Below are 15,679 nucleotides of genomic sequence, written 5' to 3' on the forward strand. Positions count from 1 at the left end.
AACGCTGTCAACGAATTTTTAAGTTTTTCAAATGAAAAACTAATGGTGATTTAAACAAGCCCAATGATGTATAAAAAACTTCCCAGCTATTGTTATAAGACTGGAGCGTGTCTAAGACTATCGAGAAGCGAACAAAGTCCTTCAATTCTTAGTGGCTCTGCCATTTAGAAATTGTTGAGATCGAAACGAAGTGTAGTGTAGTTTAGTGAGTCTTATAGATACAAATTTTTTTGTAGTAGAAAGTTCGTTAGTGGAATAGTATATGTAGTTTCAACAGATATCCCTTAAATGAAATTGGCTCATTTTAGTATATTCATTTTTCTACAGACAATGGTTGGAAAAATAAGACTTATCCTCGTACGCATACCAGCAATCTCTTAGACGGGGCATACCTGTTTATTCATTTATTTCATCAGAGCTTTGCATACCATCCTTCTAGCTTAACACTAGGTAAGAAGGACTGGCGATATATTTTATAAACGAGTCTTTATAATGATGATTTTCATGAAAATAGTACAAAGATTTTTTGCTATTATTTTCAGTCAGGTCCTAAATATAAATTATGAAAGTCCAGATAATAGCAGGCAGGCTCAATTCTATTGAACAGATTTTTTTATTAAAAAATTATATACTATAAAACAAACCAAAAATTTATAGAAATCCTTCGAATTATTTATTCTCATAAAAAAGTATTTTAAATCAGCATACTTTCTAAGTTTCCAGAAATCAATAATGATCATCCCCGTCTTCTGAAACTATTACTGCCCCTCTTTTAGAAATCTAAAATAAAAAAACTGTAAAGAGTCGTCGGATAAACGAACAGTTCTCTACAGTTTAAAATTGACTTTATTCATAGATTTCAAAATTACAGTACATTTCTAGTTGTATTGCTTAAAAGTGTTTCATAAGCTTGTTCGAATTTTTGTACGTCTCCGGCTCCCATGAAAACAACTACTGCTTCTTCATAATCAAGCAATGGAGAGACATTGTCTTCCTGAATAACCTGACCGCCCTTTTTAATTCGATTGCCCAGATCTTCAATCTTAACATTTCCCTGCTCTTCTCTGGCAGAGCCAAAGATGTCACACAGGAAAACATAATCAGCCAAATCCAGAGCTTCTGCAAATTCATCCATCAATGCAATGGTCCTGGTAAAGGTATGAGGCTGAAAAACAGCAACAATTTCTCTATCCGGATATTTTTGACGGGCACCATCGATGGTTGCTTTTATTTCAGTTGGATGATGCGCATAATCATCCACAATGACAACTTTTCCAACCTTTTTTTCAGTAAAGCGGCGTTTCACACCTTTAAAAGTCAGCATTTCTTCAGCAACTTTTTCCATATTCAGACCTTCAAAATAAGCAACAGCAATCACACCCAAGGCATTCATAATGTTATGCTCGCCAAAAGCAGGAAGATCAAAGTGCCCGACAAATTCCTTGCCATGGTAAACATCAAAAACGGAACCAGTTGTTGTCCGTTCAATATTTTTAGCCTGAATATCATCCTCTTCATTCATGCCATAGTAATAGATAGGAACATCCGCTTCAAGCTTACGAAGATACTTATCATCACCATACGCAAAAATTCCTTTTTTAACCTGATTTGCCATTTTTTGAAATGCTGAAAATACATCATCAATACTCTTGTAATAATCTGGATGATCAAAATCAATATTCGTCATTATTACATAGTCAGGAGAGTATGCTAAAAAGTGCCGACGATATTCGCAGGCTTCAAATGCAAAAAATTCTGCATCGGGAACACCATGACCTGTGCCGTCGCCAATCAGGTAGCTGGTTGGCTTGATGCCGCTCAATATATGAGAAAGCAATCCTGTTGTACCGGTTTTACCATGAGAGCCAGTTACAGCGATACTTGTATAAGGCTGGATGAATTTCCCAATAAAGTCGTGGTAGCGAATAATTTCTGCTCCAAGCTCTTTTGCACGCACCAGTTCTTCATGTGAATCAGGAAACGCATTTCCGGCAATTACTGTCATATCTTTTGTGATATTCTCTGCATCAAATACCAGCAGGGGAATTCCTGCTTTTTCCAAGTCCCGTTGTGTAAAGAAGTACTCCTCCACATCAGAGCCTTGAACCTTATATCCCTTTTCAAATAAAACAAGGGCAAGAGAGCTCATTCCAGAGCCTTTAATTCCCACAAAATGATACAGTTGATTTTCACGATTTTCCATTATGATCCTCTTCTCTTAATCTCTATATGTAAATTGACTTTTATTTATTAAAATTATGCTAAAATTGTACGTTTCTCATTATCATATAAAACAGAAAAATAATCAACTAAAAAATAATTCACAATAACCAGTAATAATCTAACAAATAAATAGAGCTGGATTGAAAGTTCCTTTTCTGACAGCGGGACAGATAGATTAAAAGCGCAGACCATTGGATGGTCATACGCTTTTTTCATCTATCGTATTCAACTGAAATATTTTGTATTTTCCATTTCAGCATGGGAATCTTCAATAATGCCGCTTAACGATTTATCAAGTATCCCCTTTTTCTGTTCCTGTTCTGCTTCAGAAACCTTTTGACCATACGCCGTCTGATTCTTTGCCTGTTCTTTAGCTGATTTCAACTCTGAACGTGAACGCGGCAAATTTTCTTCCCCTTTTAGATCAAAACGCTTCATGTTCGGACGGATTTGCTGATACTGGCGTCGTGTCAGCGGAATTTCCGGTGTTTCCTTTGGAACATTAAACTTCTGAACAGACGGATCATTTTCCTTTTTTTCTTTAAACTGGGTATCCTCATGATCCATCAGCAGATAGGATTTAGGTTCTTTCCGCATGGCGGCCAGCAATTCTTGATCAGATATAATTGCTTCTTCTGCTGGCTGATCTGGAATAACAGATGCAGGAACATAGGTAGGAACAAAGTAGGTTTGATCCTGTTTTTTCGGCTCGCCAAATGAAGTGACTTTTCTGGTAGTGGTTCGTTTATTGAACGCAGCCGTTTCAAAGTTTTCCTTACTCTTCTTATGCATGTTTCCAAATAAGTTTGGTTTCTTCTGACGTTCCGCTGCTCTGCTGCGGTTTATTGTATAATCAGGAAGATTCAACTTATGCTTTTTTAATTCCTCGATTTGTTCTTTGGTATGCGCTGGCTTCAAATCAGATCTGCCTGCAGCTTGGGACGGATTTGTTTTTGGCTTGTTCTGTGTCGCTGCATCCATCTCTGCATACATCGTTGTATTTCCATCACTGCTTTGAAGCATAGACGATTCGTCTTTGAATAAATAGCGCTTTGTTTCAGGGGTTATCTTTACGCCAACTTCATCATCAAAAGCTGGAAATCGAGAATATCTTCTTGTTACCTGTGCCGGGTTTCCCATTTACGTCATTCCTTTATTTTTGCTTTCGGCTAATTCTACCATAAACAAACTATTTTCTAAACTGCTTCCTTCATTTTTACAATCAAAATCTTTAAAATACAAGAAACTATTAACTGATTTGTAAAAATTTGAGAGGGCTTCCGCCTTTGCTTGTTTATTCAACAGGAAATATCACAAAAGAGACTGATGATTAATTTCTGCTGTCATAAACCTTTTTAATCTAATCACTCAAAACAGGTTTAAATGATACAAAGTAACTATTGTTTCTGATCAAATTTTCACTACACTAAGGAACGGAGCATCTAAATCGCTCCTGTTTAAAATTCTAGCACTCGTTTTCATTTTACTCAACCATTAACTGCCAACAACATACTATCCTTTCAGCTTACTTGCTTTTGACTGCTCTCTCAGGTTTTTCAACTATATACATAAATAGCCCTGCCGGCTAAAACGACTGAAAAGAACGTCTACCCGACAAGACTCTGCAAATTAATGTTTATGGATATAATCTGTTCAACAACCGTGGGAATGGGATAGCTTCACGCACATGTTCTATTCCTGATATCCATGTTACTGTTCGTTCCAGTCCTAAACCAAAGCCGGCATGAGGAACCGAGCCGTATCGGCGTAAATCAAGGTACCATGAATACTCTTTTTCATCCAGTCCATGCTGACGAATCTGCTCCAGCAGAAATTCATAATCTGTTGCTCTCTCTGAACCGCCGATAATTTCTCCGTAGCCTTCCGGTGCAATCATATCTGCACAGATAACCACATCATCTCTAGTTGGATGAGGTTTCATGTAGAAAGGCTTAATTGCTTTTGGATAGTTCAAAATAAAGACAGGCTGTTCAAATGAGTTCGCAATAAAAGTTTCATGCGGTGACCCGAAATCGTCTCCCCATTCAATATCTTCGAAACCATTTTTCTTCAAAAGCTCGACTGCATCATCATAAGTAATTCTAGGGAAAGGCAGACTTGTATATTTTTTCAGCAATTCTTTGTCTCTTTCCAATACATCCAGCGCATATTCACAGTTGTCCAACACACTTTGTACGAGAAAAGCAACATATTTTTCCTGAACTTCAAGGCTCTCCTCCTGATGCATGAAGGCCATCTCAGGCTCTATCATCCAAAACTCAATCAAATGACGACGAGTCTTTGATTTTTCAGCCCGAAAAGTAGGCCCGAAAGAAAAAACTTTTCCAAATGCCATCGCTGCTGCTTCCATGTATAATTGTCCACTCTGTGATAAATAAGCCTCTTCATCAAAGTAATTCGTATGGAATAGCTCGGTTGTACCTTCCGGCGCGCTGCCGGTAAGAATTGGCGGATCAATTTTGACAAAACCGTTTGAGTTGAAGAATTCATAAGTTGCACGAATCAGCTCATTACGAATCTGCATAATCGCATGCTGTTTGGAAGAACGCAGCCACAGATGACGATGATCCATCAGAAAATCCGTTCCGTGTTCTTTTGGTGTAATTGGATACTCATGACTTTCGCCAACAACTTCAATTGCCGAGATGCCAATTTCATAACCGAATTTCGAGCGCGTATCTTCTCTGATTTCTCCGGTGATTACTACCGCTGTTTCCTGATTCAATCCTTTGGCAAGCTGAAAGACCTCTTCACCCACCTCGTTTTTTACAACAATTCCCTGAAAATATGCTGTACCGTCCCGAAGCTGCAAAAAAGCAATTTTCCCGCTTGACCGTTTATTTGCTACCCATGCACCAATTCTAACTGTTTCTCCTACATGGCTTTTTGAATCAATAATTTGAATTTGTTCCACCGTTGTCTCTCCCATTCCTTCAATTTTACCTATCCCGAATTAAGTCGTTTCTATTTGTTGGCGTTGCTTTTTCTCTCAATAAAGGCTGCAATGCGTGCGACAGCCTGCTCTAACGCAGCAAGATCTGCTGCATAACTCATTCTAACATATCCAGGCATCCCAAAGCCTTCTCCTGTCACAAGTGCAACATATTCCTCCTCAAGAAGAGCATCAACCCATTCAGTCGCCGTTTCACAGCCGCAAAGAGCTAATGTCTCCTCAATATTAGGGAACAGATAGAAGGCACCTTGAGGTTTAGTTAATTTAAAGCCCGGCAGTTCAGCAACTTTAGGATAAATTATATTCAGACGTTCTTCAAACGACTGACGCATCGTTTCCACTGTATCTTGATCACCCAGTAAAGCTTCAACTGCCGCATACTGGCTGACAGCTGTCGGATTACTGGTTGATTGTGATGCAATCTTATTCATCGCAGAAATCAGCTGCTCATCAGCAACAGTATACCCAATCCGCCAGCCTGTCATAGCATATGACTTGGATACGCCATTAACAATAATCGTTTGTCGGCGAATTTCTTCTGAAATGCTGGCAATCGGAGTAAAAATATTTCCGTTATATACTAAACGGCCATAAATATCATCTGAGATAATAAAAATATTGTGCTTAACAGCCCAGTTCCCAATGTCAAGGAGCTCCTCTTTGGAATAGATTGCTCCTGTAGGGTTAGATGGAGAATTTAAGATCATGATTCTGGTTTTATCTGTCCGTGCAGTTTCCAATTGGGTAACAGTCACTTTAAAATTATCATCCTGCTGACAAGTGATGAAAACAGGAGTCCCTTCTGCCAGCTTTACTTGCTCCCCATAGCTTACCCAATAAGGTACTGGAATAATGACCTCGTCGCCAGCATCCAACAGTGCCTGAAACAAAAGGTACAGGGAAAATTTAGCCCCGTCAGTAATAATCACATTTTTCACTTCATAAGAAAGACCATAGTTTTTCTGAATATTTTCTGTAACTGCAGCTCTCAACTCAGGAATTCCTGCTGATGCTGTATAATAACCGGCTTTACCATTGGTAATCGCCTGAACAGCTGCTTTCTGGATATTCTTAGGTGTGGCAAAATCCGGCTCCCCCACACTTAGATTTAGAACATCTTTCCCCTGCTGTTTAAGAGCTTTTGCCTTAGCAGATGCAGCTAAAGTCACTGAAGACTCCAATTGTTGTACCCTTTTTGACAGTCTCATTCGCCCACTCCTCATTTTTTTATTTTTCTTTCTGACTGTTATATCTTAAAAGCCCCGCTACTCTAATTTTACCGTTAGATATTTTGAATAACGTTGACTTCTTTTCCTTCCTTAAATGTAATCAGGTAATAGTTCAACGGTCCTTCCTCTGACTTTGCGACGATTTCCCAAACTACCTCTCCATCAAACAAGCCAAGGTTTGCTTTTTGTATCTCTTCTTCTTTGTAACTTTGGGCGACCATCTGTTTTGCCTGATCTTCGCTGATTCCATCCTCCTGATTAAGGACGGTAACATTCCCGCTCTTTTCAGGAACAACTACAATAATTTCTTTGCCTGACGCATCTTTTCCTGTTACTGTGAAATAAGTTTCCTTGCGGTTAAACCAGTAAAAATTATCAACAGTTTCAAGTTCCGTATATTCCTCAGCAATCTTCACTGCCTCACGTTTTGCCTGAGCCATCGGGTGCGTCGCCCGAATATAGAAAATACTGAGCATCACAATGACTGTCAGTAAGATTGCAACCAATACCAACAGAATGATTACTCGTTTTTGCTCTTTTAATTCTTCAGATGCCACAATCAGGTTCTTCCTTTCAAAACTTGCTGTTTTTCATTATAGCAGAAAACAAAATTATTTTGATAATTGACAGGAAAATTATTCTCTTTCTTTAAAAAAATTTCGAATGTCCTTCAAGGTATCTTCCATGGACAGCGTCTTTACCGGAAGCTGCTTCGGCAAAGCTTTCAGTATTCTCTTCCCATATTTCGTCTGAATCAGGCGGCGATCCAGTACAAGCAGCACACCGATGTCTTTTTCAGAACGAATTAACCGCCCCAGAGCCTGTCTTAATCTCATTGCTGCTTTAGGCAATGCTTCTGAAGTGAAAGAGTTCACCCCTTTTGATTCCAAAAACTCATATTCCGCTTTAACTAAAGGACGTTTCGGATTTTCAAACGGCAAACGCGTCACAATCAGCAATTGAAGAGAATCTCCCGGAAGATCCACTCCTTCCCAGAAACTGTCCGCACCGAGCAAGATGCTGTTTTTACTTTGATAGAAACGTTTCAACAGCTTTTCTCTTGTACCGCTGATGCCCTGTGCCATCACTTCCCTGCCCTGGTTCATCATAACTGTATGCAGATGCGTATACGTCCTCTTTAGAACGTCATGAGAAGTAAATAAAACCAAAATAGGCTTATCCTCTTGAACGGCCACTTCTTTCACTGTTTTTGAAATATATTCAGCCAGCTCTGCAGCAGATGTTTCTTTAATATCCATTGGAAATTCTGGAACAATCAACTGAGCAGACTCTTCATAGTTATAAGGATCAGGAAGCACTTTTACTGAGAAATGCTCCAATCCTAATTTATCAGGAAGGTAGTGATGATTCTTTCCAAATGCGAGTGTTCCGCCTGTATAAAGAATATGCTCATATTCCCCATACCAACCGGCTTTTTGTATCATTCCTGCACTGAGATCATTTACTGAAATCGTTACATTGCCATTTTTATCTATTTTGTATTCTTTTACCCAATGCGGTGACCAGTCATTGACAAAAATATCAAAGCAATCTGCTGTTTCAGATACATCTGAAAACAGTTGAAACATATCTGTTAGTTTCATTCGATCAGCTATTGAAAAACGATCTATCTGCTGTTCTATTTCTGCTTGACTCGTTTGCTGGATTTCTGCTAAATCCGTAAATCGGGTTTCTAATCTTCGGATGAGTCGTTCTCCTTCAAGCGATAACTGATCAAACTGCAGCTTTTCAATCACCTGCTCCTGTCCTCCGTCATTTCTATTCACCTGAAGGAGCTGTTCTATTTCAAAACAGAAATCCTTAAAATCCTCTAAAACATCTGCAAGTGTCCGACAATAAATCTCTGTATACCTTCGCACATCTGGCAGCTCTTCAAACAGCTGACTTAATTGATCAAACAACTGGCCTTCTTCCTGAGCCTGATTTACTTGCTTTTGAAAGGGATAAAAAAGAATTTTTTGCAGTGCAGCCCGCTTAACAACATCCGGTAAATGATGTGCCTCATCAATAATCAGAGAGGAGGCTCTAGGAAGTAGGGGCGATGCTCTAAATGATTCCTGCATCAGGTAAGCGTGATTCACAATCAGCAAATTGCTGTGTGCAGCCTTGTCATATAAAAAGCGAACAAAATCCTCCTTATACAGCGGATCTTCTACTTTAAGCATATCCAGCCCTCTATGAACAACATCTTTCCAAAAAATATGATTAAAATTAATTAGCTGCAGCTCATCCAAATCACCCGTGGTTGTTTCCAATAGCCAGACAAGTACTCTCATCTGAAATAAAGCATACTGCTTTTGCTTAACTGGATAATTTAAAGTTTCTTTAAACCGCTGAAGATCAAGATAATGCCGATGACTTTTTAAGATTGTTGCCTGCAGCTTTTTGGGAGAAAAGCGATTGACAAATGCCACATCTTTTTCCAGCAGCTGATTCTGAAGCATAATGGATACCGTACTGACGATAACAGGATTTTCCGTTGAAGCAAAGTAGCTGGCAGGAAATAAATAACCGAAAGTTTTACCTATACCAGTTGCCGCTTCAATGAAGAGGTTCTTTTCCTCACCATCTGTAAAATGTCTGTAAACATCATTCATCATTCTGCTTTGTTCTTTTCTATAGACAAGACGATCAGCAAAAACCTTTTCTTTTTGCTTCTTTGTTTCCGGATATCCTGCTGTTTTATACAGAGGTGTTTCAATATAATTCAGCTCTTTTTTCTTCAAGACAATTCCTGAAATGACCCGCCATTTTTCATTCAACGGTTTTGTATCAGCCTTCATTTGTTCAAACAAGTATCGAAGATAGATTCCTGTGTCCATGCCCAGCTGATCACTCAGAGACAAAATTGCTTCCATTGTAACGAGCGGAAGTCGTCTGATTTTAGCTTCAATCAACAGAAAAAGTTCTGCCGTAACCTGAGCATCACTATCAGCCTGATGAGGATTATCGTGAATTAACCCTTTGCTTTCTGACAAATCACCCAAGCGAAAACTTTTTTCTGTCGGAAAAAAAATCTGAGCCAATTCCACTGTATCTATTCCTGGAATAGTTAATTCCGGTGAGCCGCATCGTTGAAGCTCCTTATTTAAAAATGAATAGTCAAAATAAATATTATGTGCAACAAAAATTGTTTCAGCCAGCAAATGATGGATCGTCAATGCAATATCTTCAAAGTAAGGCGCCTTTCGTACCTGACTGTTGCTGATTCCTGTCAAATGCTGAATCTGAGGCGAGATACTCCGTCCCGGATTTACATCGGTGGAAAAACGGGAAACAATTTCTCCATTTTCAATCAGGACACAGCCAAATTGAATGATCCGATCCACTGTCGGGTCCGTACCAGTCGTTTCAATATCTACGACCGCATACATCGGACTTTTTTTCATACCTTCTCCACCTTTCTGCTGTCTTCAAAATTATACTATAAATCGCTGCTTTTTCACTATGATTTATGCTAAAGGAAGTCAAAATATGAAAAGACTTTTTCCTGCGTATAAACGATTTGATAAAGTAATTTCTTCGGTCGCAGCCTGAAAACACCTGATCACTCATTCAAACGATAAAACCAGAAAAGATTAAATTAGCTTTGGTGCTCCTTCATTTCAACCGTAATCAATCGTGTTGCACCAAAATAAAAATGAGAGTTCTGAGCCTTGCATTAAGCTCGTCCTCTCATTCATTCTTACATTATTTATAATCTTCTTTGGAAATCTGACTTAACTTCTGCATATATTGATCCATTAAAACATAACCTTCCAACCGTCTAAGCTTATCAACGGAACAGTTAACTTTTCTGCCGAAAAATGACCGCTTGCTGGCGATTTTCTTCATTTCAAATAGAAAATCATCCATACCGGCGACAAGATTGGCACTGCTCAGCCGATTGCAGATCAAGATATCTTCTTTGCGCTGTTTCAGTACTTGTCCCCAAGAATAATTCAAATATTCAGCTTGAGAAATCTGCTGCTGCAGTTCGAACTGATCTACACGGCGTTTTTGATCACGCTGCTTTTTCTTGCCGAGAACATTCATTCGCTTATTCATAAAACGCAGATAAATATCATCTTCCAGACTTTCCATCTCACTGACAGAAAAATTTGGTATCTTTTTTGGAGCAGAAACTGAGCAGCTGTTTTTCATCAATCTGGAAAATCTTGGCCAGTTGCTCGGAGTCCGCTTGCGGGAGTCCTTTTGATGCAAGATCAGTTTTGAAAGCAATTGACCTCTGATTTCTTCTTCAGACAGCTGAGGCTCTGTTTCCTCAGCTTCTGATTGTTCAGCAGTGCTGGCCTTTTTCAAATCTTCAGCTTTCAAAACTTGATTTTCCTGATTTTTCCGGCGCAGTTTTTCTGTCGGAGATTCATTTTCGTTCTTATTGTCTTTGGCTGCCTTTTCTTGGGAGATTATATCCTCTTCGGCTGACCGGGTATTTCCTTGGGCCGTTTCTCGTGCCCTCCCCAACTTGAACTTTTTTTCAGCTTCCGTCGTTTCCTCCTGTTCATCAGGTTCGAAAGTGACATGCTGAATTTCAATTGTAACATCGTCCTCTTCAGAATACTCGCCTTCAACAGTCGGTGCTTCTGCAACCCTTGTAACAGGTTTCTTCTCAGCTTTCTCTTCAGGTACTGATTCCGGATTGTTTTCAATAATCGGCTGTGCTCGTTTTAGATGAATGGTATGTATATTTCTTGAAATAACAGGCTGAGATTTTGCTTCCAAACGTGCCTGACCAATGGTCTCACTAAGCTCCCCGATCATTTTACGTAAACGGAACATCTCATTTGATGCTTCCATTATTTGCTTCAGTACAGTGTTTAATTCGGCAGGATTAGCATTTTCGTATCCTTTATAAACAAGAGAACGCTCCTCTTTTTGAACAACAACCTCCGCCAGCCACTGCTTTAAGCCCGTTCTGGCATCTCTGGTCAGCGGTTCAAAACTGCCCATCAATAATGTATAGTACATCATTTCAGTTTCAACATACATATAGATTTTTTTGACGACCAGTTTATTAAAGTCCTTTGTTACATCCCAGCTATCGCAGATTGCATCAAAATATGCTTCCCCTTCTGCCAGATTTTGATAATCTTTAGCCAGATTCATTTCACGGATTAAATAAAAATTATAAGGTGTCTCAACATTATCCGCATAAATTTCTCTGCCTAAAAATTCTGGATCAACACTTTTACAAAGGAATACGGACTTTTTAACAGGTTCTGGTTTTCTATTCCGTTTACTAATTTTTCTCACTTCCTCAAATATTCTGCCTTTATATTTTATGATCTTTAAAAGATAATAAAATACACACTATCTTCTTAATTATACCGTTAATAAATAGAAATTGCTCTCACATTTTTAGTTAAAACAATTTATTTGTGAGTCAATCCTATTGATTTTACCACTTTCTCAAAAAAACAGCAAAAAACCATGTAAATTTTATGTAAATACCCCAAAAAAGCATTTCGTACTTTTTTCAATCCTATCATTCATAGTATCTCGCTTAGAAATGAACACAACATTTCCTGCATTTCAAGGAAGCCGCTGCAAAAAAAGGCTGAGCATCTCTTCAAACACTCAACCTTTTGTATAAAAAGCATTTAGACAAGTCAGAACTTCCCCCTGATTCATTTTGTGCTTCCATGCTATTGATAAATTTCTAAACGCTTTTCCAAGCAGACACGTTTGTATCAAGAATCGAACAAGGCAAGACTCGCAGAGACAAGATTTTTCTGTAGTAGGAAGTCTTTGTCCCGCCGTTTATTCAGGTCAGATACGAAGAGAGTTTGAAACTTCATTTCTGTCCTACTCCTGTGCGGGCTCCACGCTTCTTGGACTAGAAGCATAGATTAGTTTTAATTCGATCAATACACCAGCAATTAGCGGGACTCACATAATTATAACTGACCTTTCAATTGTCGAATGGTTTGCGAAATTGATTTCGCTTGTGTAACCGCTGAAATGACTGCAGCACCGCCGACCTCTGTCTGAAGAATCTCGGCTATATTCTTTGTATTGATTCCTCCAATTGCAACAGTAGGCTTTGATGCCTTATTTACCAGCTCGCTCAGCTTTTTAACACCAATCGGAGGTTTTGCATCTTCTTTTGAAATAGTGCCGAAAACCGGACCAATCCCATAATAAGACAGTTCTTTCAACTGATTGGCTGAATTAATTTCCTTTTCATCATAACAGGACAGACCAACAATCTTTTCTTTAAAAAGCGGCAATACCTCCAGGATATGTTGGTCTTCCTGCCCGATATGAATACCATCAGCTTCGATTTCAAGAGCCAATTCAACATCATCATTCACAATAAAGGGAGTCTGATATTTGCGGCACAAATTCTGACAGATACGTGCCATTTGCTTTCGATCCTCAAATTTTTGAAGACTGCCTTTCCCCTTTTCCCTGTATTGAAAACATGTAATTCCTGACTGCAGCGCTTCTTCCAATACCTCCGGCAAACTCCCTATTGGAATATCCTGAGTGCCGGCAATCCAATAAACTTCTAAATAGCTTTTATTTTTCTGCATTTATTTTTACCTTTCGATACGCCCAATGATTAGTAGGTCCATTTCCTTTGCCCACATCTATACCATCTGTAATTGCTGCTTGGATAAATGCTTTTCCGATTCGAACCGCTTCTTCTACCGATTTTCCCTTTGCAAGCTCAGCTGTGATACAAGCAGAAAAGGTGCAGCCCGTGCCATGCGTATTTTTAGTGTCTATTCGTTCAGCCGTCAGCCACTCAATCTTACCGGAAGACAGTAGAAGCATGTCAGATGATTCTTTATCGGCAAGATGATGTCCACCTTTGACTACGACATTTTTTGCTCCAAGAGATTGGATTAATTTTCCCGCTGCAGCCATGTCTTCTTGACTGGTGATCGTCATTTTACTAATTGCTTCTGCTTCCGGAATATTTGGTGTAATTATTTCGGCCAACGGCAACAGCAGTTCAATCAGGGCTTGAACTGCGTCTTCTTTCAGCAATGCATGCCCCCCCTTAGCAATCATCACAGGGTCAATCACTAGCGGACCAAAGTCAGCTATCTGTAAAAATTGAGCAACACATCGAATTATTTCTTCTGTGAACAGCATACCTGTTTTAACTGCATCAATTGAAAAATCTTCTTGTATCACGTTCAGCTGATCAATAATTGCAGCTGTTGAAATGTCGTAGACTGCCTTGACTCCCTGAGTATTCTGAATGGGCAAAGCCGTCAGGACAGAAGTACCAAAAACAAATCTTTCCTGAAACGTTTTTAAATCTGCCTGCATCCCGGCTCCGCCACCGCTGTCAAATCCTGCAATTGTCAACGCCTGTATTGTTTTATTCATCCGTCAATCCTCCTGATTCTGGCTGATTTTTCGACTTTTTCCTGATTCAGTAAAGAAAGTTCATCAAGCAGCTCCTGTCTAAATGTTCCTACTGCAAGTCTCTTAAGTTTTCCGGCAACTGATTCACCTGCCAGTGCATAGCTGCAATTGGCCAGCACAACGGATTCAAGCGATGTTTCTGTATCAACAGCTAAAAACGCTCCGCAAATAGAAGACAGTAAACAGCCGGCACCTGTCATTGAAGTAAAATAAGGAGTTCCATTTTCAACAAGATAAACAATCCGTCCATCTGTGACAACGTCTTTTTCCCCGCTGACAGATACAAATGTCTGATATTTATTCGCAACCTTCTTCGCTGCAGCAATGATATCTGCAGAGCCGGCTCCCGCATCTACACCTTTACTGGTCCAATCACTCTCTGCCAATGCAGCAATCTCTCCTGCATTTCCACGAATCAGTGTTGGACTAATGCTTGTCAACAGATGTGCAACCGCTTCTTTTCGATACAAAGTTGCACCCACTCCTACAGGATCAAGCACAACTGGTTTGTTCAGCTGATTGGCTTTTTCACCAACAGTAATCATAGCCTCCAATTGCACCTGTGAAAGGGTCCCAGTATTTAAAACCGTTGCATCCGCTATTATTGCCACCTCAATCATTTCTTCAAGCGCTGAGGACATAAATGGTGAGGCACCCAATGCCAAAAGACCATTCGCTGAATCATTTGCAACGACGATATTGGTAATATTATGAATCAAAGGATTTTGCTTTCTGATTTCGTCAATTAAATAATATGGATACATGAAGATTCCTCCCACTGTTCCTGTTCATAGGCCATGCCCCAGAACTTCCATTCCTGATAGCTGCTAACTAAAAAACTTTGAAGCATCAAGTTTCTTTCTGATTCTGAGACATTTTCAGCGAGGAAATCAGTCAGCCTTCTTTGGCGGTCAACTGCTTCCTGATATCCTGTACTGTCATACGTTTCAATCCATTGTTGATAAAGGGGCTTCGGGGAACCGTTTTCAATCAGCATTTCTCCAATTTCCTGATACAGCCAGTAACAGGGAAGCAGTGCTGCAGCAGTTCTCGCTGCACTGCCCGAAGCCAGTTCCTTATACATATGTGCAGTATAATAATATGCAGTTGGTGCAATCGGTGTGGCTTGTATCACTTTTTCATCAATTCTCAGCTCTTTGAAAAAACTTTCTCGTACAGCAAGCTCTGCTTCATCCAAGCCTGCGACACCGGCAAGAAATGATTTCTTTATGTCTTTGTCCTCTGAAAGCTCTGCAGCAGCTTGATGAATATTAGAGAACTGCTCCAGATAATACCTATCCTGAATCAGGTAATAACGAAATATTTCCGGTGAAAGTGTCCCTTCTTTCAACTCCTTTAAAAACGGATGCTGCTTACTTTTATTCCACAACTCATCCGCCTGTTCCCTTACTTCCTCTGTAAAACTCATCTTGTTCCTCCTCAATTTTTTTGAGAAGAAAGCCAAAAAAAACAGAAAAACCCTTCAGAATGTACGAAACCATCTTGAAGAGTCTAAAATATCTTATTCTATTTCTCAGACTACTTCCCTACGCAAGTATCAACTCACAGGTTCAAAGGGTCCGTTCACATGAACGTCTCAGTCATAAAGACACCCCCAGCATATCTAAAATTATAACATAGAAAGAAAAGAAGAAACAATGAAAAAAACAATCTTCGCAAAATAAACCTGTAAAACGATTTACTCAGCAGCAGCAAGCGAAAAGAAAAAATCTGCAGCCTGTATTGTTGAATTTAGGTAAAAAGCCAGAAACGGCATGATTGCATGCTCCACCAGACCGCTTCCTAAATCTTGTCAAAATATAACAGTCAATTCAATAAAATCCAAATC

Annotated in this window: 12 protein-coding genes and 1 riboswitch; all 12 genes read right to left on the reverse strand. The window is 39.4% G+C overall.

From position 1 onward, the window contains the following. Positions 1 to 865: 865 nt before the first annotated feature. Positions 866 to 2,203, reverse strand: coding sequence for a UDP-N-acetylmuramate--L-alanine ligase (gene murC / locus LI951_RS10990; protein ID WP_202067349.1), 1,338 nt, complete (start codon positions 2,201 to 2,203; stop codon positions 866 to 868). 53 nt (positions 2,204 to 2,256) lie between these two features. Next, on the reverse strand, positions 2,257 to 2,439 hold the full coding sequence (locus tag LI951_RS10995) for a hypothetical protein (RefSeq protein ID WP_229442188.1): 183 nt from the start codon (positions 2,437 to 2,439) through the stop codon (positions 2,257 to 2,259). A 9-nt stretch (positions 2,440 to 2,448) separates the two neighbouring features. Next, on the reverse strand, positions 2,449 to 3,363 hold the full coding sequence (locus tag LI951_RS11000) for a hypothetical protein (protein ID WP_202067350.1): 915 nt from the start codon (positions 3,361 to 3,363) through the stop codon (positions 2,449 to 2,451). 496 nt (positions 3,364 to 3,859) lie between these two features. Beyond that, entirely contained in the window at positions 3,860 to 5,158 is a 1,299-nt protein-coding gene (gene asnS, locus LI951_RS11005) for an asparagine--tRNA ligase (protein ID WP_229442190.1), read from the reverse strand. A gap of 50 nt (positions 5,159 to 5,208) precedes the next feature. Then, complete coding sequence (locus tag LI951_RS11010; protein WP_229442192.1) at positions 5,209 to 6,405, reverse strand: pyridoxal phosphate-dependent aminotransferase; 1,197 nt, start codon at positions 6,403 to 6,405, stop codon at positions 5,209 to 5,211. Between the two features lie 74 nt (positions 6,406 to 6,479). Then, the gene (locus LI951_RS11015; RefSeq protein WP_420705933.1) at positions 6,480 to 6,983 is read right to left on the reverse strand and encodes a DUF5590 domain-containing protein; all 504 of its coding nucleotides are present in this window, start codon (positions 6,981 to 6,983) and stop codon (positions 6,480 to 6,482) included. A 78-nt stretch (positions 6,984 to 7,061) separates the two neighbouring features. Beyond that, positions 7,062 to 9,836, reverse strand: coding sequence for a helicase C-terminal domain-containing protein (locus LI951_RS11020; RefSeq protein WP_229442194.1), 2,775 nt, complete (start codon positions 9,834 to 9,836; stop codon positions 7,062 to 7,064). A gap of 301 nt (positions 9,837 to 10,137) precedes the next feature. Further along, positions 10,138 to 11,700 carry a hypothetical protein gene (locus LI951_RS11025; protein ID WP_229442195.1) on the reverse strand — a complete coding sequence of 521 codons (1,563 nt, stop codon included), beginning with the start codon at positions 11,698 to 11,700 and terminating at the stop codon, positions 10,138 to 10,140. Between the two features lie 644 nt (positions 11,701 to 12,344). Then, positions 12,345 to 12,983 (reverse strand): thiamine phosphate synthase, encoded by a 639-nt coding sequence (gene thiE / locus LI951_RS11030; protein ID WP_229442197.1) that lies wholly within the window; start codon positions 12,981 to 12,983, stop codon positions 12,345 to 12,347. Next, the gene (thiD, locus tag LI951_RS11035; RefSeq protein ID WP_229442199.1) at positions 12,970 to 13,791 is read right to left on the reverse strand and encodes a bifunctional hydroxymethylpyrimidine kinase/phosphomethylpyrimidine kinase; all 822 of its coding nucleotides are present in this window, start codon (positions 13,789 to 13,791) and stop codon (positions 12,970 to 12,972) included. Before thiD ends, thiE begins: the two co-directional genes overlap by 14 nt. Beyond that, positions 13,788 to 14,594 carry a hydroxyethylthiazole kinase gene (gene thiM / locus LI951_RS11040; protein ID WP_202067357.1) on the reverse strand — a complete coding sequence of 269 codons (807 nt, stop codon included), beginning with the start codon at positions 14,592 to 14,594 and terminating at the stop codon, positions 13,788 to 13,790. Before thiM ends, thiD begins: the two co-directional genes overlap by 4 nt. Continuing rightward, positions 14,576 to 15,259: a thiaminase II gene (gene tenA, locus LI951_RS11045; protein ID WP_229442201.1), complete on the reverse strand. Its 684-nt coding sequence runs from the start codon at positions 15,257 to 15,259 to the stop codon at positions 14,576 to 14,578. The genes thiM and tenA overlap by 19 nt, the downstream gene beginning before the upstream one ends. Positions 15,260 to 15,357: 98 nt before the next feature. Continuing rightward, positions 15,358 to 15,457, reverse strand: a riboswitch (TPP riboswitch). Positions 15,458 to 15,679 lie beyond the last annotated feature (222 nt).

Origin of the sequence: Enterococcus sp. BWT-B8 (genome assembly GCF_020567625.1) — a bacterium.
In the GTDB taxonomy this organism is placed as follows: Bacteria; Bacillota; Bacilli; order Lactobacillales; family Enterococcaceae; genus Enterococcus_L.

What these genes read in the sequence shown, in the direction of transcription:
- thiM (WP_202067357.1), bottom strand. Translation starts at nt 14,594, where the DNA reads ATGTATCCATATTATTTAATTGACGAAATCAGAAAGCAAAATCCTTTG.
- LI951_RS11010 (WP_229442192.1), bottom strand. Translation starts at nt 6,405, where the DNA reads ATGAGACTGTCAAAAAGGGTACAACAATTGGAGTCTTCAGTGACTTTA.
- murC (WP_202067349.1), bottom strand. Translation starts at nt 2,203, where the DNA reads ATGGAAAATCGTGAAAATCAACTGTATCATTTTGTGGGAATTAAAGGC.
- LI951_RS10995 (WP_229442188.1), bottom strand. Translation starts at nt 2,439, where the DNA reads ATGAAAAAAGCGTATGACCATCCAATGGTCTGCGCTTTTAATCTATCT.
- LI951_RS11020 (WP_229442194.1), bottom strand. Translation starts at nt 9,836, where the DNA reads ATGAAAAAAAGTCCGATGTATGCGGTCGTAGATATTGAAACGACTGGT.
- LI951_RS11000 (WP_202067350.1), bottom strand. Translation starts at nt 3,363, where the DNA reads ATGGGAAACCCGGCACAGGTAACAAGAAGATATTCTCGATTTCCAGCT.
- thiE (WP_229442197.1), bottom strand. Translation starts at nt 12,983, where the DNA reads ATGCAGAAAAATAAAAGCTATTTAGAAGTTTATTGGATTGCCGGCACT.
- tenA (WP_229442201.1), bottom strand. Translation starts at nt 15,259, where the DNA reads ATGAGTTTTACAGAGGAAGTAAGGGAACAGGCGGATGAGTTGTGGAAT.
- thiD (WP_229442199.1), bottom strand. Translation starts at nt 13,791, where the DNA reads ATGAATAAAACAATACAGGCGTTGACAATTGCAGGATTTGACAGCGGT.